Annotated in this window: 25 protein-coding genes and 1 pseudogene; 15 read left to right on the top strand and 11 right to left on the bottom strand. The window is 31.2% G+C overall.

The genetic code is table 11. From position 1 onward, the window contains the following. Positions 1 to 9 precede the first annotated feature (9 nt). Positions 10 to 330, bottom strand: coding sequence for a hypothetical protein (locus ABNT22_RS12005; RefSeq protein ID WP_348718472.1), 321 nt, complete (start codon positions 328 to 330; stop codon positions 10 to 12). A gap of 334 nt (positions 331 to 664) precedes the next feature. On the opposite strand from ABNT22_RS12005, the gene ABNT22_RS12000 reads away from it, so the two are divergent. From ABNT22_RS12000 to ABNT22_RS11975, 6 genes are all read left to right on the top strand, one after another. Continuing rightward, the gene (locus ABNT22_RS12000) at positions 665 to 853 is read left to right on the top strand and encodes a hypothetical protein (RefSeq protein WP_348718473.1); all 189 of its coding nucleotides are present in this window, start codon (positions 665 to 667) and stop codon (positions 851 to 853) included. Between the two features lie 95 nt (positions 854 to 948). Continuing rightward, the gene (locus tag ABNT22_RS11995) at positions 949 to 1146 is read left to right on the top strand and encodes a hypothetical protein (RefSeq protein WP_348718474.1); all 198 of its coding nucleotides are present in this window, start codon (positions 949 to 951) and stop codon (positions 1144 to 1146) included. A gap of 86 nt (positions 1147 to 1232) precedes the next feature. Beyond that, a complete protein-coding gene (locus ABNT22_RS11990; protein ID WP_348718476.1) occupies positions 1233 to 1427 on the top strand; it encodes a hypothetical protein in 195 nt (64 codons plus the stop codon). Positions 1428 to 1463: 36 nt separating this feature from the next. Then, positions 1464 to 1661, top strand: a complete 198-nt coding sequence (locus tag ABNT22_RS11985) for a hypothetical protein (protein WP_348718477.1) — start codon at positions 1464 to 1466, stop codon at positions 1659 to 1661. A gap of 52 nt (positions 1662 to 1713) precedes the next feature. Beyond that, the gene (locus tag ABNT22_RS11980) at positions 1714 to 3336 is read left to right on the top strand and encodes an ATP-binding protein (protein ID WP_348718478.1); all 1623 of its coding nucleotides are present in this window, start codon (positions 1714 to 1716) and stop codon (positions 3334 to 3336) included. 1 nt (position 3337) lies between these two features. Then, the gene (locus tag ABNT22_RS11975) at positions 3338 to 4006 is read left to right on the top strand and encodes a response regulator (RefSeq protein ID WP_348718479.1); all 669 of its coding nucleotides are present in this window, start codon (positions 3338 to 3340) and stop codon (positions 4004 to 4006) included. A gap of 133 nt (positions 4007 to 4139) precedes the next feature. Here ABNT22_RS11975 and ABNT22_RS11970 read toward each other — a convergent pair whose 3' ends face one another. Next, positions 4140 to 4841, bottom strand: a complete 702-nt coding sequence (locus tag ABNT22_RS11970) for a response regulator transcription factor (RefSeq protein WP_348718480.1) — start codon at positions 4839 to 4841, stop codon at positions 4140 to 4142. Between the two features lie 4 nt (positions 4842 to 4845). Then, complete coding sequence (locus ABNT22_RS11965; RefSeq protein ID WP_348718481.1) at positions 4846 to 5967, bottom strand: sensor histidine kinase; 1122 nt, start codon at positions 5965 to 5967, stop codon at positions 4846 to 4848. A 229-nt stretch (positions 5968 to 6196) separates the two neighbouring features. Here ABNT22_RS11965 and ABNT22_RS11960 point away from each other — a divergent pair, with 229 nt between their 5' ends. Genes ABNT22_RS11960 through ABNT22_RS11950 form a run of 3 tightly spaced genes read left to right on the top strand, consistent with a single transcriptional unit; the run spans position 6197 to position 11532 of the window. Beyond that, positions 6197 to 7075 (top strand): ABC transporter ATP-binding protein, encoded by an 879-nt coding sequence (locus ABNT22_RS11960; protein WP_348718482.1) that lies wholly within the window; start codon positions 6197 to 6199, stop codon positions 7073 to 7075. A gap of 11 nt (positions 7076 to 7086) precedes the next feature. Continuing rightward, entirely contained in the window at positions 7087 to 10641 is a 3555-nt protein-coding gene (locus ABNT22_RS11955; RefSeq protein ID WP_348718483.1) for an ABC transporter permease/M1 family aminopeptidase, read from the top strand. Positions 10642 to 10686: 45 nt separating this feature from the next. Next, entirely contained in the window at positions 10687 to 11532 is an 846-nt protein-coding gene (locus tag ABNT22_RS11950) for a VOC family protein (protein ID WP_348718484.1), read from the top strand. Between the two features lie 68 nt (positions 11533 to 11600). On the opposite strand, the gene ABNT22_RS11945 is transcribed toward ABNT22_RS11950, so the two are convergent. From ABNT22_RS11945 to ABNT22_RS11925, 5 genes are read right to left on the bottom strand one after another with little or no spacing between them, the layout of a single operon-like run. Then, positions 11601 to 12896, bottom strand: coding sequence for a 5-methylcytosine restriction system specificity protein McrC (locus ABNT22_RS11945; RefSeq protein WP_348718486.1), 1296 nt, complete (start codon positions 12894 to 12896; stop codon positions 11601 to 11603). Continuing rightward, on the bottom strand, positions 12896 to 14992 hold the full coding sequence (locus ABNT22_RS11940; RefSeq protein ID WP_348718488.1) for an AAA family ATPase: 2097 nt from the start codon (positions 14990 to 14992) through the stop codon (positions 12896 to 12898). Before ABNT22_RS11940 ends, ABNT22_RS11945 begins: the two co-directional genes overlap by 1 nt. A gap of 26 nt (positions 14993 to 15018) precedes the next feature. Then, complete coding sequence (locus tag ABNT22_RS11935; protein WP_348718489.1) at positions 15019 to 16056, bottom strand: hypothetical protein; 1038 nt, start codon at positions 16054 to 16056, stop codon at positions 15019 to 15021. Beyond that, positions 16049 to 17737, bottom strand: a complete 1689-nt coding sequence (locus ABNT22_RS11930; RefSeq protein ID WP_348718490.1) for an AAA family ATPase — start codon at positions 17735 to 17737, stop codon at positions 16049 to 16051. The genes ABNT22_RS11935 and ABNT22_RS11930 overlap by 8 nt, the downstream gene beginning before the upstream one ends. 37 nt (positions 17738 to 17774) lie before the next feature. Further along, the gene (locus tag ABNT22_RS11925; protein ID WP_348718492.1) at positions 17775 to 18497 is read right to left on the bottom strand and encodes an AbiV family abortive infection protein; all 723 of its coding nucleotides are present in this window, start codon (positions 18495 to 18497) and stop codon (positions 17775 to 17777) included. A 272-nt stretch (positions 18498 to 18769) separates the two neighbouring features. On the opposite strand from ABNT22_RS11925, the gene ABNT22_RS11920 reads away from it, so the two are divergent. Beyond that, positions 18770 to 19501, top strand: a complete 732-nt coding sequence (locus ABNT22_RS11920) for a hypothetical protein (protein WP_348718494.1) — start codon at positions 18770 to 18772, stop codon at positions 19499 to 19501. Positions 19502 to 20256: 755 nt separating this feature from the next. Here ABNT22_RS11920 and ABNT22_RS11915 read toward each other — a convergent pair. The 3 genes from ABNT22_RS11915 to ABNT22_RS11905 are packed head-to-tail and all read right to left on the bottom strand — an operon-like array spanning position 20257 to position 21209. Next, positions 20257 to 20571, bottom strand: coding sequence for a CCC motif membrane protein (locus tag ABNT22_RS11915; RefSeq protein WP_348718495.1), 315 nt, complete (start codon positions 20569 to 20571; stop codon positions 20257 to 20259). A gap of 8 nt (positions 20572 to 20579) precedes the next feature. After that, the gene (locus ABNT22_RS11910) at positions 20580 to 20849 is read right to left on the bottom strand and encodes a DUF2752 domain-containing protein (protein WP_348727301.1); all 270 of its coding nucleotides are present in this window, start codon (positions 20847 to 20849) and stop codon (positions 20580 to 20582) included. Between the two features lie 36 nt (positions 20850 to 20885). Further along, entirely contained in the window at positions 20886 to 21209 is a 324-nt protein-coding gene (locus ABNT22_RS11905; protein ID WP_348718498.1) for a YbaB/EbfC family nucleoid-associated protein, read from the bottom strand. Positions 21210 to 21276: 67 nt separating this feature from the next. On the opposite strand from ABNT22_RS11905, the gene ABNT22_RS11900 reads away from it, so the two are divergent. The 5 genes and pseudogenes from ABNT22_RS11900 (at position 21277) to ABNT22_RS11880 (ending at position 25917) form a co-directional block, all read left to right on the top strand. Then, complete coding sequence (locus ABNT22_RS11900) at positions 21277 to 23445, top strand: S9 family peptidase (RefSeq protein WP_412766898.1); 2169 nt, start codon at positions 21277 to 21279, stop codon at positions 23443 to 23445. A gap of 115 nt (positions 23446 to 23560) precedes the next feature. Continuing rightward, a complete protein-coding gene (locus ABNT22_RS11895; RefSeq protein WP_348718500.1) occupies positions 23561 to 24559 on the top strand; it encodes a PLP-dependent cysteine synthase family protein in 999 nt (332 codons plus the stop codon). A gap of 109 nt (positions 24560 to 24668) precedes the next feature. After that, positions 24669 to 25033: pseudogene (locus ABNT22_RS11890) on the top strand (AraC family transcriptional regulator); the annotation flags it as partial. Between the two features lie 171 nt (positions 25034 to 25204). Beyond that, positions 25205 to 25420 carry a helix-turn-helix domain-containing protein gene (locus tag ABNT22_RS18395; RefSeq protein ID WP_412766899.1) on the top strand — a complete coding sequence of 72 codons (216 nt, stop codon included), beginning with the start codon at positions 25205 to 25207 and terminating at the stop codon, positions 25418 to 25420. 98 nt (positions 25421 to 25518) lie between these two features. Further along, on the top strand, positions 25519 to 25917 hold the full coding sequence (locus tag ABNT22_RS11880) for a heme-binding protein (RefSeq protein ID WP_348718503.1): 399 nt from the start codon (positions 25519 to 25521) through the stop codon (positions 25915 to 25917). Positions 25918 to 25928: the final 11 nt, after the last annotated feature.

Genomic DNA, 25928 nt, shown 5'->3' with positions numbered 1-25928 from the left:
AGAGTAATTTTAAAATTGATGTTTGAACTCTAAAAAAAGTTTGATTTGTAACTGGCTTTTTTTATCTGTGGGATGTTGGTTTACATAATCTTCATAACTTTCATATCCTAAAAATTGACACAAGGCTTTTAGTACTTCAGGTTTCTTTATTTCGGAAGAATTTTTATAAGCTTTTCTTAAACTTTTATCCCCAAAACGGACATTGTAATCATCTTCTAATAGTTGAGATAAATATTCAGATGTTTTAGTAAACGTCAAGCTAACTCCCTCTTCTTTTTTAGCCTTTTTTTTGATTTTCTTAAAGGCTTTGTTAATAATTTTTTGTTGCATAATAGGTTGGTTTATTGTTGTATATGTCTGGGAAAAAAACGGGAAAAAAACTTCTTAAATCTTTCCCGAATTCTTCCTAGACTTCCCATGTTTTTAGAGTTGATTTGTGCTGGAATTGATGAAGAAATTAAAGTTGAAAACTCTAAAACAATACTTCATCATTTTTAAAATTAGAGAAAAGTATTAAGCGACTTGAACCGGGAAGAGCTTGTTCGCTTGATACACTTCTTTACACTTCCCAAAAGGCCTTTTAAAAAATGTGTGAAACACACTTAAAACAGTTCGATGAAATACTCGAACAGCAACACTAATGTCCAATTTTAAACAAAGCAAAATGAAAAAAATAGCATTAATAATCATTGCGGTTTTCCTCAATTTGATGTTAATTTCTTGTACAGAGAATGATGAGCTTATAAAAAAAGATGCCAACTCAACTATAAAAAGTGAATTACAAACGGAATCTGAAAATTGTTGTAGTGGTGATGGAGAGCTTCCACCTCCACCTCCACCAAAAAAAGATTAACTTATAACTGATTTTTTGTAAGTTTGAATGATTATGAAAGGAATGAATTTTAAATTCATTCCTTTTTTATTAATCAATTTAAAAATTTAACAGCAATGAAAAAAGTAAGTACATTAATAATTGCAATTTTTCTAAGTTCAATGTTAACTTCTTGTACAGATAATGATGAACTTGTCAAAGAAGAAAAGCCATTAGAGTTAAAGACGGAATTTAAAACTCAACTAGAGTCGTGTTGTGATGAAGAGGAAGATATTATTCCACCTCCGCCACCACCAAAAAAGATTAACTTATAACTAGTTATTTGTAAGTTTGAATAACGATGAAAGGAATGAGTTTAATTCATTCCTTTTTTATTAATTAATTTAAAAATATAATAGTAATGAAAAGAATAAGTGTATTAGTTATTACGATTTTATTGAATTCAATGTTAATTTCTTGCACAAATAGTGATGAACTTATTAAAGAAGAAAAAAGATCACAGATAAAGAAGAAGTTTCAAACAGAGGTAAAATCTTGTTGTGGTGAAGAAGACGATATTATTCCACCCCCACCACCTCCTCCAAAGGGAAAGTAGTTTATAATCAGTTTTTTAATGTTAAAATATCAAATTATGATAAAAAAAATAAGTTTAATAGTATTTACAATTTTTCTTAGTTTAATATTAGTTTCTTGTACAGATAGTGAAGAACTTATAAAAGAAGAAAATATGTTAGAGGTAAAGAAGGGGTTTCAAACTGAGGTAAAGTCGTGTTGTGGTGAAGATGGAGTCATAATACCACCACCTCCACCGCCGCCTCCAGGAAGCTAATTATTTAGAAAAGAAGCAATAAATAGTTTTACAAGTTTATTATTTTAGAGGAATGAAAAATTTAAAGAAATCATTCCTTTTTTTTATTGCTTTATTGTGCAGTAGTTTTCATCAAGGACAAGAAAAAATAGATAGTTTAAGATTATACTCAGAATTGGTTTTGCATCCGAATAAAGGAGATGATTTGATAAGTTCCTATAATTTTTTTAAAAGGGTCTATATAAAATCTTTAAATGATGATGATAAATCAGAAACCATTTATGCCTTATGGCATATCGCTAGTGCAGAGTTTAAGATGGGATTTTATAATGAAAGCGAAGAATCATCGATAAAAGCGTTGGAGTTATGTGATAAAATGGATGATTCTGAATATTTAAGAGATTTAAAAAAGGGTATTTACAATCATTTAGGAATTCTTTACAGAAGAAAAAAACTTACAGATGAAGCTATAGAGTTTTACAGAAAAACTTTTGAATTGGTTAGGAACAAGAAGGATAGTATTACAGTATTCAATAATATAGCTAATACATATTTAGATAATAGGCTTTATTCAAAAGCAAAAGTAATATTAGAAGGTTCTTTAAGTCAATTAAATATTGAATATGATACAATTTTAAGAGCATTAGTTTTAGATAATTTAGGTATTGTAAAATCTGAAATAAATAAAGAGGAAGGATTAAACGAATTAAAAGAATCTTTAGTGTTAAGAAAAGCAAAAAAAAACTTTTCAGAGGTTTATTTGAGCTATTATAATTTATCAAATTTCTATAGGAAAAATTTTGAATTAGAAAAATCTAAGGAATATGCTTTAAAAAGTCTAGAGATAGCTAATGGGCTTAATAGTGTTGCATATAAGCAAAAAACATTAGGCTTATTAGTAGAGTTAAGTGATAATGAGCATGTAAGATTATATAAAAAAATAAACGACAGTATTATAAAGGCACATGAAATAAGTTCAAATAAGTTTGCTTTTTTAAAATATAATACTGTAAAACAAGAACAGGAAACTGAGCACGAAAAGAAACAAAAACAACTCTTTCAGTTTATAGGAAGCCTTATTCTTTTAATATCATTTGGAGGTTATTTCTTTTATAGAGAAAGAAATAAAAAGAAAATTGTTGAGAATGTAATTCAAACAGAAGGAAGGATTTCTAAAACAGTACACGATGTTATTGCCAATGATTTGTATCAAATAATGTCTAAAATACAGTTAAAAGATAGTGCTACAGATGAGGTTTTAGACGATTTAGATGCCGTTTATCTTAAAGCAAGGAATATTTCTAGAGATAATTATGTGATAGATGAGGAAATGAGTTTTTCTGAAATCTTAAATGATATGTTTGAAAGCTATCAAACCAACAAAGTGTCTATTGCCTCTCAGGTAAATACGTTCGATTGGTCTGGAGTTTCTATTCATAAAAGAAATATGCTCTATCGTGTTTTAAAAGAACTGTTAACCAATATGGCAAAATATAGCGAAGCTACTTTAGTAACAATTGTATTTAAGCAAAAAGGAAAAAAAGTAGAGGTCTTGTATAAAGATAATGGGGTTGGTTGTTTACTGACGAAACGAAATGGTTTGGTCAATGCGGAAAACCGTATAAAATCTGTCGATGGAAAAATTATTTTTGAATCAGAACCTGGAATTGGTTTTATAACAAAAATAATTATCTAATATGTTTAAAAAAGTGTTAGTAGCAGAAGATATGGATGATATTAACAAAGGAGTCTATACAATGCTACAAGAAATTGGAGTTGGAGAAATTGATCAAGTACAATATTGTGACGATGCTTACCTAAAAATTCAACGAGCCATTATTGATAAAAATCCTTATGATTTATTAATTACGGACTTGTCTTTTAAAAAAGATCATAGGCCCCAAGAATATACTTCAGGTAAAGAATTGGTGCAAGCATTAGAAGAAAAAGAAATTGCTATTTCTGTGATTGTGTACTCTGTTGAAGACAGTTTGCAAAAAGTAAGAACTTTACTTCAAAATTCTAAAGTTAAAGGGTATATATGTAAAGGAAGAAATGGGTTAAAGGATTTAAATAAAGCTATCCATAAGGTTCTTCAAAATGATACTCCATTTTTATCTTACCAAGTTGAAAAGGCAATGAAACGCCCTTCAAGCAATGAAATCAAGCAATATGATATTCGGTTAATGGAAAAACTATCTGAAGGATTATCACAGCCTGAAATTAGTCGATATTTCACTAATAATGGTATTACGCCTGGGAGTTTGAGTTCAGTGGAGAAAAGAATTATAAAATTAAAAGACATCTTAAGAGCCAACAATACGGCACATTTAGTTGCTAAAGCCAAAGATTCTGGGTTTATTTAATCACAATAGGTTACCGTTTTACCAAATGAAGTAGTAGTGAAAAGTATTCTGTTGGTAGGAAAAAATTTAAGTGAATTGCAAGCAATCAATAGATAAGAATCTTAAGATTATTGTTAAACTTTTTGCGTATTTGTTATTTCATAAACTTTATAACCTCTTGTTTGTAGGTTTGACCAATAGGAATGATTTTATCCCCTATAAAAATTCGATTTCCTTCAATAACGGTAATTTTAGGAACACTGACAATATAAGATTTATGAACGCGTATAAAGTTATGTGGTGCCAAGAAAGCTTCGAAATGAGATATTTTTTCATGACTGATAATTACGGTATCATCTTTTAAATGCAGCTTACAATAATTACCATAAGCTTCAATACACATAATATTTTCTGTTGCTACCTGATGGTATTTTTTATCCCCTTTTACAAAGAAATTGCTCGAAGTCGGTGCTGTATTTGTAGTGGTAGCTGCAGTAGTACTTTCGGAAGTTGTAGAAAGTACTTTATTAATAGCCGTAAGCATGCGCTCAAAACTAAAAGGCTTCAATAAATAATCAACTACATTCAATTCAAACCCTTCTAAAGCATGCTCTTTATAAGCGGTAGTAACAATCACTTTAGGCGGGTTTTGTAATGTCCTTAAAAAATCAAATCCTTTTAACTTGGGCATGTTTAAATCTAAAAACATAAAATCAACCGTATTACTATTCAAAAACTGCATGGCTTCAATAGCATTATAACAGTTTTTTTGTAGCGATAAATGAGGTAGCATACTGCAAAACCCTTCTATAAGTTGGTGTGCCAAAGGCTCGTCATCAATAATAATATATCGCATAATGTTAGTTTAATTGTAATACTCCCTTAAAAGTAGTATTTGTTTTATGAATGGTTAACTGGTGCTTGTTCGGATATAATAAATCCAATCGATGCTTTAGGTTTTCTAAACCAATACCTTTTACAGTATTATGGTCAGTATCATCAAAGTTATTCTCAATACTAAATAGTACTTTTTGGTCTTTACTTTGAAGATCGATATGGATATAAGCATCTTCTGTTAAAGTTTCTACACCATGTTTAAAAGCATTTTCCAACAAAATAATAAACAACAAAGGAGCCACTTTTACATCACTTTCTATGGTATGTGTAAAGTTGATAACCACATTTTTATGATGTCTTATTTTATGCAAATCAATATAGTTTTGTAGGTAAGCTACTTCTTCTTTTAAAGAAACCAATTCTTTCTTTCCTTCATAAATAGTATAGCGCATCATGTCAGAAAGTTTTAAAATAACCCCAGGAGCTTGATCAGAATTTTGAACCGTTAACGAATACAAATTATTAAGCGTATTGAAAAAGAAATGCGGATTTACCTGAGCTTTTAGTAAAGCCAATTCAGCTTTCGATTTTTCATTTTGTAAGCTTTTTATCCATTTGTATTGTTCATATATCCATAAACCAATAAGAACAGGTAAGGGGAGTATTAACAAAGGAATAAATAAATCGTGTTTTAATGTAGAATACAATTCCGTTTCATGCTGAAAGAATCTAAAATAACTAAAGATGGTGAGTATAAATACATAATAACCAATAATGATCTTACCGTGTTTTTCAACAAATTTTGGAAATAAAATATGTGCTAAACCCACCCAAAAGAATAAGAGGATAAGTAAGCTTATTGGGTTATCTGGATAATTGATTCTTTCATCTATAATCAATAAAACAATAAAACTTATCAGTAAAACCAAAAGCTTTAAAAGGATCACTTTATGTTTCTTAAAAAAGGAAACATGGTAAATCATTACAGAAATAATCACCCACCAAACAAACCCAAAAATAGTAGTTTCCATAGGGCGATCTTCAGGTAGAATAATAAAACCGATACGTTCTAATAGATATATCAAAGGAACTACAATAAGAAGTCCTATACCGAATGCTTTTAATATTTTGTTGAATTGTGGCACGTTTTATATGTACTTAAATATAAGTTCAAAAATAAAGAGAAGTGTAAAGGTAGTGTAACAATTTTGATGAATAGGATGTTTTTCTGTACAAACAATTGCTTTTTTATGCTGAATGAGATTTATGGTTTTAAAATCCGTATTGAAATGGAGAATGTTCTCGTTGGTCAAATAAATTCGTCCCTCTTTTCAATAGGTTCTAAGTTCGTTGTAAAATTAGAAAACATACAGCATGAACACTTTAAAAATTCAAGATATCAGCAAAGAATATCCCAATGGGGTAAAGGCATTAAACCAAGTAGCTTTAACAATTACCAACGGATTGTTCGGATTACTAGGACCGAATGGCGCAGGAAAATCATCTTTAATGCGAACCATTGCTACCTTACAAGAACCTACTTCAGGAAGCATATTTTTTAATGAGGTAGACATTGTTCAAAACCCGCAGTTTTTGAGAAGTCAATTGGGTTATTTACCACAAGAATTTGGAGTGTATCCGAAAATAAGTGCTCAAGACTTATTGAATCATTTGGCGGTTTTAAAAGGAATCACGAATACTTCAGCAAGAAAAGAGCAGGTAACTGCTTTGTTACAACAAACCAACCTGTATCAACATAGAAAAAAGTCGGTGCATACCTTTTCTGGAGGAATGCGACAACGTTTTGGTATTGCACAAGCATTGTTAGGAAATCCACAGTTGATTATTGTTGATGAGCCTACAGCCGGATTAGACCCTGAAGAACGCAATCGATTTTTAAACCTATTGAGCGAAATAGGAGAGAACGTAATTGTCATTCTATCCACTCATATTGTAGAAGATGTCCGTGATTTATGTCAAAACATGGCCATACTTCAGCAAGGAAAAATAATAACGCAAGGAAACCCAATGGAACTTACCTATGGTTTAGAAGGGAAAACATGGATTAAAACCATTGCGAAAGAAGAACTATCGGTGTACCAAGAAAGATTTCATGTACTTAGTACTCGATTGGTCTCAGGAAAAACACAAATTCAAGTCTATTCAGAAACACCTTTAAATGGTGAATTCAAACCGTATACGCCCGATTTAGAAAGTGTGTACTTCAAAAAATTACAACAAGTTTCCTCTTAAAACTCTTCGCTATGCTATTCCACTTATTAAAATTTGAAATACAATATCAATTAAAACAAAAAGCACTTATTGCATTTAGTATTCTCTTTGGGTTTTTAGGATATACCCTAGGATCACAAGGATTTTCTAACAAAGTAGCTTTTAACTCTAGTTATGAAATCAATTACGATGTAGGCTTACTAAGCTTAGGAAGTGTCTTTATCGTGATGTTTTTTGCCATTAGCGGATTCTTAAGAGACAAACACCATAAAACCGATGCATTGGTATTTACCAGCTCTTTAGGTAAAGCACAATTTTTTGTGAGTCGATTTTTAGGCGTGTATCTATTTTCATTACTCACATTTAGTGCCTGTTTTATAGGCTGGTATTTAGGAACTCAAAATCCAGCTATAGATGCTAGTAGATTGTTAGAATTCAATGCGTTTTCCTATCTAAATACATGGCTGTTATTTGCTGTACCGAATATTTTTATAGTAACCGCTATTGTAAGTTCGGTGGCTTTGTTAACTCAAAACAATATCGCGACTTATGTAAGTGCTATAGGGATTTACGGACTCTATTTTTTAACGGCTTTATTTTTTAATTCACCTTTATTGGCGGGAGGAGTGAATGCTTCCGCAGAAACTATGCAAATGGCAGCAATAGGAGATCCGTTCGGATTATCAGCCTTTCTAGAACAAACCCAATTTTGGACACGCGCTGAAAAGAATACCCAACAACTAACGCTTTCAGGATATTTCTTAGCTAACCGACTTTTTTGGCTAGGTTTTACAAGCATACTTTTGTTCGTTTCGTATACCTTCTTTTCCTATAGAATTTCAGAAAGAAAAAAGAAGAGCAGAACTGTCAATACAGAAAAGGAAACAGCCTTAGTACCATATCATATCATAAAAACACCGCAATATGCTTTTAAACATAGTTGGAAGAGTTTTGTATCCCAATTAAAAATGGAATTGAATGCAGTACGCAAGAGCCTTCCCTTTTTAGCCATTATAGGCATGTGGATTGTAATTGTATTTACTGAAATTTATTCGCGTATCAATCAGGGAGGAACTTATAATGAAAGTCTGTATCCAACTACAAGTTTATTGGTATGGCTTATCAAAGATCCTTTGCCATATATCAGTATTCTAGCCGTAGTGTTTTATGGAGGAGAGCTTATTTGGAGAGAAAAAGAAACAAAATTCGACGGGATATTATACGGAACACCCACACCAACCTCGGTATTTTTCTTAGCAAAGACGGTGGCATTGATCTTATTACCATGCTTATTAATAAGTATCAGTATTTTAATAGCTATAGGATTTCAAATACAGTTGGGATATGATTTTCTAGATTTTACCACTTATGCTTCCTTGTTTTATTTTAGCGGAATCGGTATCCTTTTTTATATTCTACTCAGTGTATTTATGCAAAGTGTTTTTCCGAATAAATACTTCGGAATGACAGCAGTTGGGGTCTTTATTTTACTGTTTAATACCTCTATTTTAGGAATTGAAAACCCTTTGTTTAGAATTGGTGCGCTACCCCGCGTTGAGCACACCTTGATGAACGGATTTAGCGATGCTGCAAAAGAATTTCATTATTATGCCATTACTTGGTTAAGCTTGGCAGTAATCCTAACCTTGCTAGCCTATAAACTATGGCAACGAAATAATGCTTTTTCTTTTAAAAATCACTGGATCAATTTACAGAAACCATGGAAGAAATGGCAATTGATTGCTTTAAGTCTTTTAGGAATTCTCTTTTTATCAAGTGCTTCCGCAGTGTATTATAATTCACAGGTGATTGGCGATTTTGAAACCAGAGAAGCAGCCTTAGACAAGCGAGAAGCCTATGAGCGCATGTATAAACAATACGATACACCGAGGCAATTGATTCCGGTGGACATGAAAACAGAGATTCATTTGTTTCCAGAAGAAGAAGCGTATACAGTAAAAGTAAACTTTGTATTGGAAAATAGAGGAGCAATAGCCGTTGAAAATTTGTTGATTACGGAAGTTATTCCTACCTCAAAGATGCAATTAGAAAAGGGAAGGCTGAAAAAGGATGATACCATACACGAAGTAAAACTTTTTGAGTTTGAAACCCCAATTCAACCGAAGGAATGTATCAACTATAGTTATGAGATTCAATACACTAAAAAAGGATTTGTACAAAACAACAATTTCGTGAAAAATGGAACCTTTTTAATGCGAAATAACTTCGATCCGATTTTAGGTTATAGTACTTCGTATGAAATACAAAATGCCTATGAACGTTCGCAAAGAAATTTACCAAAAAGAGCAACGGAATTAGAGAGCGATAATCATTTTCATAGCGAAGATGAAGGTTATATAAAAATACCTATTGAAACGGTAATTTCTACTTCCAAAGAGCAAACCGCCATTGCTCCGGGAGATTTGGTAAAGCAATGGAAAGAGGGAGAACGAAACTATTACCAATACAAAATAGCTGGGAATGCCATTCCGTTTTTGGCATATTTCTCAGCAGCGTATACAACTACTCAAGAGGAGTACAAAGGGATTGCTATTGAACAATACTATCATCAAAATCATGAGTATAATATAGAACTGATTTCAGAAAGCACACGACAAACCATAGACTATTGTCAGCAATATTTTGGAAAGTTTCCGTACAACCATGTTCGCATTGCTGAGGTACCAGGACATTGGCGATTTGGAGGTATTGCTTTACCAGGAACCATTGCTATGGTAGCTGATAACTTGCATTTGATTGATGTAAGCGAAAACCCCGATTTTAATTTGGTAGCCAAACGAACCATTCATGAAGTAGCACATCAATATTGGGGACATGTGCTAACCCCTAAAAATGTAGATGGAGGAGGATTGATCACCGAAGGATTGGCCAAGTATACCGAAGCCGTAGTGTTAGAAAAAATGTATGGTAAAAAAGCGTTGTGGCAATTGAGTAAAACGGCCAATCAGCGTTATTTCTCAGGAAGATCCTACGCTACTCAAGCAGAGAATTCGTTGTATATAGAACAAGGACAATCCCATTTGTTATATGGAAAATCGTTGATTTCTTTATTGGCATTAAAAGATTTAGTCGGAGAAGAAAAAATGAATCAAGCCATTAAAAATGTCGTAGATAAATTTAAAGAGCTAGACGAACCTCAGGTGTTATCTACTGATTTGTTAGACGAGTTCTATCAGATCACTCCAAAAGAGTACCATCATTTAATAGACGATTGGTTTCAAAAAATCATTCGTTACGATTTAAAGATTAGCTCTTATACAACAGAAAAAGTTGCAGATGCTTCTTATCAAACTAGGATAAAGGTTCAAGCCAAGCGTTTTAAAACCTTAGCAGATAGTAGCAAAAAAGAGATTGGAATAAATGAACCTATTACCATTGGTTTGTTTGATACACAGGTGCAATCTGCTAACAAAGAAGAAGTATTGTATTTACAAAGTCATTCTATCAAAGCTAACGAAGCAGAAATTATAATCAAGACGATCAAAAAGCCTAGATTCATAGCTATTGATCCTTATGGAAGTAGACCAGAAAAAGACAGAAGTGATAATATAAAGGAGGTAGAGTAGAAGAGAATGTATATATTTGAATAAAGCTGTTTAGACCCATACAACATGAAATTACAAAGTTTCACATTGCAAATATTTGATCCTGAAGAAACAATAGAATTTTATACCACAATATTAGGATTTACATTGATACATGAATTAACTAAAGATGGGTTTATTTATTATGATTTTAGATTTCAGAATCCTGATTTTTATGTAAGATTGCAATATGACCCATTAGCTAATAAAGCGCTATATCAGGAAAAAATGACTGATAATTATTGGAAATATAGTCTGTTTGTAGATGATATTCAGGAAGCTTATAAATATGTGTTAACACAGAATTTGAATATAGGAGCACCTTTTCAATTTGGAGATATTGGCTATTTAGCACATACGACAGATACCGAACAGCACAAAATAGAATATATCCAAAAAACCTTTGAACAAAATGGAAGGTTAGCAACTAAGGAACAAACAGCATTAGGACTCATTACCATTCGTACCAAAGACCCTGTAAAGATTCTTAAGTTTTATGAAGAGGTTTTAAACATGAAACTCTTTGTGCGGATGTATGTGAATAGAGGTAACGGATTCACCTTGTATTTTTTAGGTGCTAAAGACTTAGAAGCTCCGAATCCAGATATAGATGCCATTGAAAACAGAGAATGGATGTACCAACAGAGTCATTTGTTTATTGAAATCCAACATTTCTGGGGTAGTGAACAGGATGACAATTTTAAACTAGAAGCTACTCAAAGAACAGGATTGCAAAGCATCAATTTTGCTGGAGACCTAGCTATTTTAAAAGAACGATTGTCGGCTCAAAACATTTCTTATAAAGAAGAAATGAATAGTATTATTTTTAAAACATTGGATAAGCATACCATTGTGGTAGTAGGAGAGGAGTAGTGTTGGAATAGATATGATAAAAGAATCCCCTTGCTTTTTAGAGTAAGGGGATTTTTATTAAAGAAGAGTTACTTTTCTACTATTATGGGAAGCTTTACAGAATATTTAAAAAGCTTTTCATAGCGTTTGTCTTCGTATTCTAGTATTTTAAATTTATTTATGTCATTATGATTAGAATCATTACTTGTAAAAATAATTAGAGCTTTAACAATTTCGTTTTCTGAATAACCCAGTTCTTTTCGGATATTTTTTAGTCTTGTATATCCACTTACTTGAGCTGCGTCTTTATGTAATATGTTATGTTTTTCATATCTAGGCTTATACTTTGCATCAATAACTAATTTATAAGCGTTGTCTTTTGATTTTAAAATAAAGTCAGGTTCTAATCGATGATATTTTTTATGATATGAAACCTCTCCCTTGGTTTTAAATTCATCCTTCAATTTTTTAAAAATGTACAACTCAAATAATTTTGACATGTCTAACCAAAAAGGAAAGATCTCATTTGTTTTTTTTGAAGTTTTAGTGATGTTATAATCGTTGTTTTTAAGTATTTGTACTGCTAAATTTAATGCGGTGTCATATTCTTTGTAAAAACGATTACTACGACGATATTTTATGTCATTAACAGTTACTTCATTTGATACACTTTCAAAAGGAACCAAAAGGTAATTGATTAGATGTACATATTTGTTTTTAAGAAAAGGAAAGTTGTCTAACAATTGTTGCGAGAACAAAAGTGCTTTCTTGAGAACTTTATTTTTGGTAGTATTTAATCCAAATTCTTCATATGTACAGTTTACAAAGTGTAATTGTTTTCTACTGTGATGTTGTTTAACCGTATGTGCAATGTTAATTTTACCTTTTACAGTACCGTTTAAGCTTTTAGTGACCTTATAATATGATTTCTTCAATCCCTTTTTAACAATACTTTGTAGTATACTGAGGAATTGGATAACTAAAAGAGGTGTTAAAACATCTTGTTGCTGTGCAATAGTAATCCTTGGAGCATTAAAATCAATTTCACATAGACCTTCTAGGTGCTGTAAATTTTCAGTTTCTTTTAATGCCTCAAATAACATAGAAAGGAAGTCTATCTCAATTTCATCAGTATTTAGCTTAGGTATTACTTGAATACTAACACTATTGGGAATAACCCAATCTACACCTATTCTAAAGGAAGAATTAAATTGATAATCATCCTTGTTTTGATCATATTTGATGGAATAACAAAGTAGATTGTCTTCTTTGTTTTGATTAAAAAAGCGTTGATAATTCTTTTTATCCAATAGAAGTTTCTCCTTTTCTTCTAACAGCAAAGGTTTTTTTAAAGAGTAACCAGTATGTTCACTAAGAATAATCATTAAAGTTGTTCAATTTTTTCTGTCAATTCTCCATTATCTTCTAAAATTCCATCTTTGATATATTCATGAAGTATAGGTTTAATCTCAAAATCTTTTTGAATAGAGAAATTGGACTCCTTATCATAAATAAAATAGCTATGGCCTAATTGAACATCATTTTTATTAAACTCCGATGAGATATGATGGTTAAAGATATCTTGTACTTTTTTAAAAGAATCCGTAGCAAATTCATGTTTGTCTAATTTACCGGTTAAATCCTCAGGCAACACATTAATAAAAGCAAAACGTCTTCGTATAGCATAATCTATTTGGGCTACACTTCTGTCTGCGGTATTCATAGTTCCTATGATAAATAAATTGGGAGGTAGAGTTATTTCTCTATCACCATTTTCCATAGCATACATACTCTCAACCGATTCTCCTCGATATTCGAGAGCATAAATAAGTTCCCCTAAAACGCTAGATAAATTAGCTCGATTGATTTCATCTATAATTAGGACATAGTTTTTAAGAGGCTCTTTTTCAATCATTACTTTGTCAAATGATAAATCATGCTCCTTTAGAAATGTTTGAAATTGATTTAAGACACGTACAAAATAGCTTGCATGCTGTTTGGCTAAACCAGATAAATTTGGATTCTTTTTTAAATCTTGACGCTCCCTGTTATCATCTAAAAATGCTTGTTTAATATCTTTAAACAACATTCTATTTCCGTTTTTTACCCATCCTTCTCCTTTACCTTTATATCGAAAAGCATCTTCATCTAAATTGATAAGAGCAACATTTTCAGTTAAAGGAAGAGTACCCTCGTTTTGCTCAATCTTTTCTTCTACAAGGTCTATAAAAAGGCTAAAATATTTATCTAGCTGGGTTTCTTTGTTAAAAATAGTTATTTCTTTATGATGGTTGTTCCAATTTTTTAAAGCTTTCTCTGCAATAGAAGCCAATACCTTATTTTCTGTGATATATTCTAATCCTTCTCCGTTATTTTTAATAGTAATACCTCTTACAAAATCTTCATAGGTATAGCTGGGATGAAACTGTATTGTTTTACAATATTCATCTTTTGAATAAGGGGTTGTTTTATTTTTATTCTCAAACAAATATTTAGCTAAGGCTAGTTCATATGGATCTTTACCGTTAACATTTTTAGGAGTTTCTCCCTTCAATAATTGTTCATATTTAAAAAGTATATGCTCTTTTCTAGGAGACCAAACAAGGCTGTTTTTTGATTGTAAAGAAACCGTTGCATGGTCTATTTTGGTAATGGTGTAGTAATCTTTTTTTCCACTTGCATTAGCAATAGTACTACCTTCTTTTAAAATATTGAACAAATCATAATAATTTTCTTTGCGATTATTTTTTATTAACTCAATTGCTATTTGTTTAGCTAATCTAGTTTTACCAGTTCCAGGAGGACCTTGGAGTATGATTTGTTTTTTAGTATTTAATAAATCAATATACTTTTGGATTTCTTGATTTTTCATAGGTGAAATAAGGTTTGAATTTTTTGAGAAATCATATACCTGCCATGGATAAGATATAAGATCCATTGGGTTGTCTGATGGATGACTCTTTTGAAATAATGTAGCAATAGTATGACTATCTTTAAACCAATTATGCTGATATGGCTGAATTTCTTCTTCTATAGTTTCTTTTAAATAGTCATATAGACTTCTTAGACTTTCTTCTTTTACTACCGTTGAAAGTAATTTGGGTTGCAACCCTGCAATAAGACGGTTTGTTGCAGATCGCATATCATTTTTAGTATACTTTCGTATTGTTTGTTTAAGCTCTTCATAGGTTTCCCATTGTGGAGCTTCTTGATTATCAGCAATCCGTTTTAAAAGAGGAGCAATTGCCGACCAGTTTTTTTTAATTTTGTTTTTCTCTTCGTTGGTAAAATACCCCTGTTTTAGAGAAGAAACACATTGATCATTAGATTTTTCAAAGTATTCTCTAAATACATCTTGATCCCATTCTTTCCAGGTCGTTTTAGTTGAGGCTTCTTCTATAAATTTGGGAACGTATTTTTTATAGGCGTTTACCCAGTTATACCATACATCTATATTCTTGGTGAGTTCTTTTAATTTCATTTGAGGGACTTTATTATTTAAGTGTTTTAATCTATTTTTATTTGGTCATATACATCTCGATACATTTTACCTAATTTTTTAGATAAGATTTCATGAGTTTCAATTGGAATGTCTTTTAAAACTGCTTCTTTCCAACCTAAATTATATTGATCAGCATTATAATAATTAAAATACAGTCTAATAAAATTATTTACATCGGTTAAATATGGCTGATAACGTTGATTTAATTTTAAATCGCTATCTGAAAAATCTTCTCTATATGCATCATTCTTTATTAACTTTAAAGAATCAGTTAACCCATCTATAATAGTTCTTGAACTAATTTTAAATTGATAATTATCATTTAAAGATTCATAATATGGATGTTGGTGTGTCTCGATACAAAAAACTTTATCTCCTTTTTCACTAGAATTACAAAAATGACAACAAGGAATTAAATTATAATAAGATAATGCAAAATATGGATGTTGTGCCTTAGGATAAAAATGATCTAAATCCAAATATGCTTTGAACAGTTCGTCTTCATCTTCTTCATCACTTACATCAATAACTCTTATAAATCCATCATTACAGTAAGGGCAAGTAGTTTTTCCTAAATTAGCATCTAATAATAACTCATAACAAAAATGAGATTGTCTAAAAGCTTTATAATTAAATAAATTTGAAATTAACAATTCTCCAAAAGCTGTTTGTTTGATTTTATTATTAACTATTTCAGAAAAATCATCTTGATTTATAACGGTTAATATTTCTCTTTTTAATTCAAGTAGTCTTTCTGGTTTTGATATAATTAATTCCTTTAATTTAGAGCATTCATTTGATTGTAAATAGGAAACAAAACTTTTTAATCTTTCTAACTTACCAACGTCATTATTTGCATATGTATCTAAAGCATCTGGCTCTAATAGTTTCAGATTCAGTTTATCAACTTTTTTTATTAAAGAGTATTCATAAAATTCTCCATCTACTCTTTTTTTATTTAAATTTTCCCACATTCTATTTGCTAATGAATCTAAATAATCTTCAGAATCTTCTCTATTCAAGTGCTCTTGTATCTTAATCATTCTCTAATCTTTTCATTAAATGAAATCTAATAACTTCGTCTCCAATTAGTTCAATTTTCCTTTTAATAACTTCATGGTTATCCTTTAATATTAGAGTATTTTTGTTTTCTAATTCTTCAAATATCTCATCAATTTTCTTCTTGGCAAATAAGCTTATCCTTTGTTTATCTAAGAAAAAGGGCTCTTCGTATAGAGAATATATATTGCCGGCAAAAGTTTCAGTCTTAAGCTCATTACCATTTAAGGTTTGTATTTCTTTATTAGGAGATATTATTGTGATGTTTTGTTTTGGTAGATCTGATAATAAAAATGGGGAGTGGGAAGTTAAAATTATTTGGATATTGTCTTTGAAAATTTCGGGTAATACACTCACTAGCTTATCAAAAAATTCAATTTGCCATTGAGGGTGTAAATACAAATCCCCTTCATCTATGCATAATAATAAGTTTGGTCTTTTTATTCTTTTTAATTCATGATAGATTAAAGAAAAAATGTTTAAATAAGCCTTATGACCCGAGCTTACACCTAACCAATTAACATCAAACATTTTACTTTTCTCAAAGAGTTCTATATACTTCACAACCACTTCTTTAGTTTTTGGGGTATAATCAAAAAGAAAATATTCTTGAGTTCTATTTCTAGATCCTTCCGTTTTATATTCGAAATCTACTCGAAGTAATTTATCTTCGATTTCAAAAAGTAACTGTAATCTTTTTTTAAAAGAGGATAATTCTTTCCTCTCTCTATTGTTAATACTATTCTTTTCTAAAGAGTTACTTATATACTTCATCCATTTTAGCATATCATTAGTCATGGATTGTGTACTTTCACCTTTGTACAATTGAGTCTCTCTAAAAAACTCTTCTAAGTAAAATTCGTTTTTATTATTTTCATTAGATATAGTGTTTAAAATTTTAATGGTCTCTTCAAAAAATGCATAAACAACATTGTAATAAAACTTCTTACTGGATTTAATGTCCTTTAAACGAGTTTTATATAATTCCTGGAACTTTTTTAATGTATTTTCAATATAATTATATCTTTTTAAACCAGCATTTATATATTTAGAGCGCCAAACTTTACTAATGATTTGTATTTTAGTAGGTGTTTGTATATTCAATCTTTTAAATAAAGGAGAGTTAATAAAACGTATTTGTTTTTTAAAATCAGTCTCTATATTGTAATTATAAAACCCTCTTTTAAATCTATTGTTGTATGAAATATCTGAAATATCTCTGTCAAAATTATTTTTACGTTCATCAAAGACATTAGAGAAATAAACAATTTTTAGAGGGTCGATAATTTTGTTGTACTTTTTCAAATTAAGTGGGAAATCAAATTCTAAAACCCATTCCTCTTTTTTTGAATGATAACCAATAAACTGATTATTTTCCTGAGTTACTATTAAAAAATCTTCGGTAATAGATGTTTCTCCTCCTTTTAATAATTTACAAACTAATTCTAAAGCATTACTTTTACCTGAACCGTTTTTTCCTATCAATGCTGTAACATCAGTTATTGAATCACCAAAAAAATTTTCAGGTAAGTCTTCAATTTTCTCCATTGATAATTTTCCCGTATAACCATCATAATGAAACTTTTCTGAACTAGAAAAATTAAATCCTGTATTTTTAAAGTTTCTAAATTCACTAACCCAGATATAGCATAACTTTAGATTCATAGTTTACCGTTTATTTTAAAATTGATTAAAGTTTATATTAAGATTTAGCCAACTCTTTAAATGAAAAATCTTTTAATGCTTCATCGATCAAATCCTTTAAAAGATTTTTGACCCTGTTAATTTGTGAGATATCCATATGGTTTTTGAATTCTTGATGAAACAAAATTCGAAGCCCTTTATTAAAAGAAAAGATATTTTCTGTAATCTTTAGGGTTTCTTTATAGGTGTTTACTGTTATCTCACTTTGTGGAACTAACAGTGTGTTTTTATAATCGACATAAAGCCCTTGATTTTTTAGATCATTAAATTTTTGTAGTTTTTCTATTCGATTATTGGCGTCAATTAATGGGCTTGCAGCTTTTACTACATCAAAGAATCCATTTACCAGATTATCCAACCAATTAATTTTTGTTTTTAACAGTTTTGTAGGTTCTTGTTCTTTATAATTAATCAATGATTTAACAATACCAGATCCCATTTCTATTAATTGAGTAATTTGATGTCTAATTTTATGGTCAAAGAAAAATTTATGAGTTTCTTTTAGCTTATATACATTGTATCCTTCAGAATGCAACAATACTAGAATGGATTTTATTACTTCTTCTGAACTTAAAATTAAAATAGAAGTAGCGGAGCTGTAAGATTTTCTATTTTCGGCAATAGAAATTGCATCTTTTTTTAGTTGTAATGCATTTTTATAGATAAGTTTATCAATACCTTTAGACTCTTCTGGAGTTAAGTTGGGGAACTTTTTAGTCATTATTTTTTCTTTTACATTTTTTGTTTACAAAACAGCCCCTAAAATAACAAAACTCATACAAACACCCTACGGTTTCCCGTAGTATTGCTAAAACAAAAACCACTACCAAAATTAAATTTAGAAAAATGTTTGTTTTTAGATTTTTGTTAGTTTGCAGGTAAGGATTAGGTGTTAGAGGTTGAGTAGGAGCGGGAGGAGAATTTTATCGTTGTATTCTTATATAAAACACATAAAATTAGTAGCTTGCAGACAAAAGAAGCATATATATTGTTATGAAAAATACAACACAAAAGAAAAACTATATAAAACCCTTGTTTTGGGTGGTACTCTTAAGCTCATGGTTATTGTTTGGGTTTCCAATGCTATGGTGGTTACCCTTTATATGTTGGTTAGTTTTTTTGATAGTTTTAATAGTTAGAAAATCTCATTTTACATGGAAACTATTGTTGTTTTCTTCTTGGTCGTTGCTTCCGTTGTTGAGTTTTGTGGGAGGCATTGGTAATTATCTTGGTGGAAACGCTCATTTAAAAGGAGTAGGATATCCAGGGTTTGGATTTTCTAACTTAGATAAAGAATATCGTGTTTATCACGCTTCTTCTGGTTGTATTGTTGTTGGAAATGAGTTTTTTACCCATGCACCCAACAATTTAGCAGTTAAACTATGTACAAAAGTATTTGGAGTTGAAAAAGGTGTATACGCTGGGTTTTATCCTACGCCTAAAGAAGCCAATGAAATCATAAAAACTTCAGGAGTAATTTTACCATATCACTTAACAAATGAAAGAATTCAATTTGAAGTTGATAAAAAGAGATATGAGGTTCCTTTCGATGGTCCTGTGATTTTAAATGAAGAACAAAGTAAGCAGTTACCAAAAGTGCAAATGGCACTTTATAAAAAAGAATTGATCGTACTTAAAGTTATAGATGAAGAACAAAATCAATTTATTTACTTAATAGATCGTGTAACAGGAAAAACATTTTGTGTTTACTTTTTAAGAGACTAAAGTTTTTACTTAACGTCATTGCGAGGAGGTAGGACGAAGCAATCTTTTTATTGTGCACGTCATGTTTTTGACAGATTACTTCACTACGCTTACGCTTCTTTCGTAATGACGTTTTTTGAGTAATAACCGACCTATTTTTCTTTTAGTAGAATTCAAGGTTATGGAGTATAGGAGAATCCAAAGAGTTTACGGTCTGGATTCGAATATGGAATAAAACGCTAGAATTCGGTAAAAGAAAAATCAGTCTTGATTTTTTGTTTCGTTTTGTATCAAGACAAAATGAAAGGGTTTAGAAGTTTATTGTTTGATATTGTTCTTTTTCCATTGCTGAAAAAGAACAAAAAAATTGAGTCTGTCGAAAGTTGCACTCGAAAATTATCATCCTCGAAACGAAATGAAAAGAACTCCTCCGATCTTATCGGAGTCAGACAGCTTTTCATTTATGCCGTTTCTTACGGTGTAATTTTCGGATTACTTTCTATGGACGGTTGATATAAAAGGAGTAACAACCGACCTATTTTTGTTTTAGTAGAATTCAAGGTTATGGAGTATAGGAGAATCCATAGAGTTTACGGTCTGGATTCGAATACACTGCCAAAACCAAAAATGTATTTTTGGTTGAAGGTATCTTCCTTAGCAAAAAATCAGTCTTGATCTTTTGTTTCGTTTTGTATCAAGACAAAATGAAAGGGTAATGACGCACGCTGTTCGTATCAAAACAAAAAAAATGACCCAATCGGGTCATTTTAAAATTCTTATTGATATTGTTCTAATGCTTTATTATAAGTTTCCCAGAACACATCCCAGTCGGTAGTTGCTAAGCTGTAAATACTATACAATAAGTATAAACCATTTACTATAAGAGCAATCATAGCCACTGTTTTAGCAGTTTTCATTGCTTGTACATCTCCCTCGTAAGCTTCTGGATTTTCTTCAGCTCCTTTTACCCCTTTGTTAGCCATTAAAAATGCTGGTAATGCAAGGAAAGTACCCATTCCAAGAAAACAACAGCATAAAAAACTAACAATCGATAAAACGTAAACAATAGTTGGATTTAGCTTTTTTTTCATAGTTGTATTTAGATTAATTGATTCATTTTTAAGATATAGCTTGTGATAATAATTAGCACATTTAATACCGCCAAGATACTAATTATTTTCTGCGCATTTTGAAACTTGAACTTTATGTTTAAAAGAATAAATCCAAACAAAATAATTAACGTATAAATGGCAGGATACATCTTGAAGGCAGCAATAAACTCTCCTTGTAAAAGCAGGTTTATAGAACGTTGTATACCACAGCCCATGCAATCTATACCAAACATTTTTTTGCTTAGACAGGGTACCATATAATCTTCAAGTTGCAATAATAACATGGCTAAGGTTTATTTAAACATATCCATACCCGGAATATTTGGCATTCCAGCTTTGGCAGCGATTGCCAATTCTTGTTCGTTAATTTCTCCCGCTCTTTTCAACGCTTTGTTTAAAGTTAAAATTAAATAATCTTCTAACTCCTCAGCATCACCAAGTAAACTTTCATTTACAGAAATAGCTTTAATTTCTCTATTGGCAGTTACGGTTACTTTAATGTTGCCATCAGAAGAAGACTCGTCTATCAATACTGTATCCAAGCGTTTTTTTGTTTCTTCTACTTTTTGTTGAGCCTCTTGTAATTTGCCCATCATTCCTGAAATATCTCCAAACATAAATTCTTAAGATTTTTTTAACAGCAAATTTAGTATTTTCACAAGAAATATTAACCAAACATATAAAATGAAAAAAATACTGCTATCTGCTTCAGTTTTTAGTCTTATTTTTGCATCCGCTTGTAAAGACAAAAAGATGAAAGACACAATGATAAAAGCCCCTGTTGCAGAAAAACAACCAACAAAATTAGAAAAGCACGGAGACGTTAGAACAGATAATTATTTCTGGATGCGCTTGTCTGATGAGCAAAAAAATGCTGAACAGAAAGATGAGCAAACGCAAAAAGTGTACGATTATTTAAATGCTGAAAATGCATACTACGATGAAATAACAAAGGATACCAAAAATTTCCAAGAGTCGTTATTTCAAGAAATGAAAGGACGTATTAAAGAAGACGATGAGTCGGTTCCTTATAAAAAGAATGGATATTTCTATATTACGCGTTATGAAAAAGGACAACAATATCCTATTTATAGTCGTAAAAAAGGAAATTTAGAGGCTGCTGAAGAAGTTATTTTTAATGTAAATGACGAAGCAAAAGGACATGACTACTTTCAATTAGGTGGATTAAATGTAACTCCAGACAATAAGTTAGCTGCTTTTGCAGTAGATACTGTAAGTCGTCGTCAGTATACCATTCAAGTTAAGAACTTAGAAACAGGAGAAATTCTTTCAGATAAGATTGATAATACTACAGGAGGTTCTGTATGGGCAAACGATAACAAAACGTTATTTTATACTAAAAAAGACCCTGTAACTTTACGTAGTTCTCAAATTTACAAGCACACTTTAGGTACAGATGCTTCAGAAGATGTATTAGTTTTTGAAGAGAAAGATGATACTTTCGGAACTTTTGTTACCAAAACAAAATCAAGAAAATACATTGTAATTGGTTCTTACAACACGGTATCTTCAGAATACCAAGTATTAGAAGCTGATAACCCTGATGGAACGTTTAGAATAATTCAACCTCGTGAGCGTAATTTAGAATATGATATTGCGCACTACGGAGATCATTTCTATATCAAAACCAACAAAGACGGAGCACAAAACTTTAAGTTAATGAAAACTCCAGAGGATAAAACTACCAAAGAAAATTGGGTAGATGTAATTCCTCATAGAGAAGATACTTTATTTGAAGATTTTTCAATTTTTAAAGACTATTTAGTTTTAGAAGAAAGAAATGAAGGATTGAACAAGATTCGTATCAAGCGTTGGGATGGAGCAGAAGATTACTACTTACCATTTGATGAAGAAACTTATTCGGCAGGTGTATATTCAAATCCAGAGTTCGATACAGACATCATTCGCTATTCTTACAATTCAATGACAACTCCTAGTTCTGTGATTGACTTCAATATGAAAGACAAATCAAAAGAAGTTAAAAAAGAGCAAGAAGTATTAGGAGGGAAGTTTGATAAAGCAAACTATGTAAGCAAGCGTATTTGGGTACCTGCACGTGATGGTAAGAAAATAGCATTGTCTATTGTACACCACAAGGATACTAAGATTGACAAGAACACACCTATTTTACAATATGCTTATGGTTCTTACGGATATACAATTAGCGATGGATTCTCAACAACACGTTTAAGTTTATTAGACCGTGGATTCATTTTTGCATTAGCACATATTAGAGGAAGTCAATATTTAGGACGTGAGTGGTATGAAGACGGAAAAATGTTAAACAAGATGAATACGTTTACCGATTTTATTGACTGTTCGAAATATTTAATTGATAACGGATATACTTCTCCAGAGCACTTATATGCTATGGGAGGATCTGCTGGTGGATTATTAATGGGAGCAGTAATTAACATGAATCCTGAGTTATACAACGGAATCATTGCTGCGGTACCATTTGTAGATGTAATTTCTACAATGTTAGATGATAGTATTCCATTAACTACTGGTGAGTATGATGAGTGGGGGAACCCTAATAACAAAGAGTACTACGATTATATGAAGTCGTACTCTCCATACGATCAGGTAGTAGCCAAGAACTATCCGAATATGTTAGTAACAACTGGTTTACACGATAGTCAAGTTCAATATTGGGAGCCTGCAAAATGGGTTGCTAAATTACGTGAATTAAAAACGGACGATAACATTTTAATGCTGCATACCAATATGGAAGCAGGGCACGGAGGAGCTTCTGGACGTTTCGATGCATTAAAAGAAACTGCAGAAGAATACACCTTCTTACTAATGTTAGAAGATAAGTTAGAAAAATAATTATATTTTTGCGCTCGATTGAGTGTAAAGCGTCATTGCGAGAGCAACGAAGCAATCTCAATAATAACAGGTTACTTCGTCATTTATCTCGTAATGACGTTTTTTATTGAAAACAATGGATAGAAACAAAGGAATTAACAATTCAATTTTAGAACTCGTAGGGCAAACACCAATTGTAAAGTTACAACGAATCACTAGTGATTTACCAGGTAACTTCTTTGCTAAAATAGAGGCGTTTAATCCAGGACATTCTGCAAAAGACAGAATAGCATTACATATTGTAGAAAATGCAGAGAAAAAAGGATTGTTAAAACCAGGAGATACTATTGTTGAAACAACTTCAGGAAATACAGGGTTTAGCTTGGCAATGATTGCCATGGTAAAAGGATACAAATGTATTTTGGCAGTGAGTGATAAATCGTCTGAAAACAAAATAGAAGTATTAAAAACCATGGGAGCAGAGGTACATGTTTGTCCGGCAAACGTACCTGCTGATGATCCACGTTCGTATTATGAAACTGCAAAGCGTATTCATAAAGAAACACCGAAGTCTATTTATATCAATCAATATTTTAACGAATTAAATATTGAAGCACATTATCATACTACTGGACCAGAAATTTGGGCACAAACCGAAGGTAAGGTAACCCACGTGGTTATTGCAAGCGGTACTGGAGGAACTATTTCAGGAACTGGACGATATTTAAAAGAACAAAATCCAAATATTCAAGTATTAGGGGTGGATGCTATTGGTTCTGTGATTAAGAAATTCCATGAAACTGGAGAGTTAGATACCAAAGAAATTGCTCCGTATAAAATTGAAGGTTTAGGAAAAAACTTGATTCCAACTGCTACCGATTTTGATGTGGTAGATGTTTATGAAAAAGTAGCTGATAAAGAGGCAGCATTAACTGCTCGACAATTAATTAAAGACGAAGGTCTTTTCTGCGGATATACTTCTGGAGCAGTGATTCAGGCAGTAAAACAATACGCTGCAAAGGGAACATTTGACAAAGATAGTTTTGTGGTAGTGGTATTACCAGATCATGGAATTCGCTATACAGACAAAATTTACTCAGATGCTTGGATGAAGGAGCAAGGATTCTTAAATTAACCACAAGAAACCTTTTGATTTTAACTTATTGAAGCCTTCTATAGACAACATTCCGAATGCTTATTTAAACGATTCTGATTTTCCAGAACTTTTTGTGTATGACCTAAAAATGGAAGAAGAAGCCATTAAAACCAAGGTCAATTTAAACATGCACATGTTTAGTTTTTTACAAAAAGGTACGAAGCAAGTGCATTTTGCAGAAGGTTCTTTTATGGTAAACAATTCGCAATCTATTTTAATAGCCAAAGGAAATTGTTTGTGGAGCGAGTTGCTAGATACAGAGGAAATATATTACTGCAAGCTTTTATTTTTTTCTGAAGAACGACTACAAGAATTTTTAAAGAAGCATCAAGTAAAGGGAATAGCACTACTTCAAATTCTTGTTTTGTTATTGAAAATGATGCGTATATTGATTCTTATTTGAATTCATTAAATACCATTAAAGAAGCTCCGAAAGCTTTTATAGATAATTTATTGTCTGTAAAATTTGATGAACTGTTATTGTATTTACTCAACAAATACGGACAAGCATTTGAAAGCTACTTATATTCTTTAATAGCAAAGGAAGAATCACCTTTTAAAAAGGTAATAGAAAATAATGTACTCTCTTCTTTGGCTTTAGAAGAAATTGCTTTTTTATGCAATATGAGTTTATCTACCTTTAAAAGAAACTTTGTAAAAGAGTATCAAACTTCACCAGGAAAATGGTTTAGAGATAAACGTTTGTTAAAGGCCAAAGAGCTTTTAAAAAACGCAAATGTAACACCATCAGATATCTACTTAGAGTTGGGTTATCAAAACTTATCTAACTTTAGCGCTGCTTTTAAAAAGAAGTTTAAGATAAGTCCTTCAGAAATCTAATTTGACCTTTTTTCATAACTAATTGAACTTTTCGGCTAATCATGAGGCTTGTTGTCTATTGTACATTTGCATCATCATTTGAAGTAAATAAAAGAATTATGAATATTACATTAGAACAAGCAGAGAAAATTATTGTTGCAGCTAAAGAAAAATCGGTTGCAATTGATACAAAAATGAATATTGCCGTAGTAGATGCAGGTGCCAATTTAGTTGCTTTTGCACGTATGGACGGAGCATGGTTAGGATCATTAGATATTTCAATTAAAAAAGCAAAAACTGCACGTTATTTTGACATGAATACAGGAGTAATTGGTGAATTATCACAACCAGGAGGTGCTTTGTATAATATTGAACACTCTAATAATGGATTGATTACATTTCCTGGAGGAGTACCAGTAAAAGATGTACAAGGAAATGTTATTGGAGCAGTAGGCGTAAGTGGAAGTACAGTAGAAAATGACCATACGGTTGCCGAAGCAGGAGCTAAAGCGATTTAAAAAATGAATTT

The sequence above is a fragment of the Tenacibaculum sp. 190130A14a genome (assembly GCF_964048965.1).
GTDB lineage: Bacteria > Bacteroidota > Bacteroidia > Flavobacteriales > Flavobacteriaceae > Polaribacter > Polaribacter polynesiense.
This window is presented reverse-complemented; position numbering and strand designations above follow the sequence as displayed.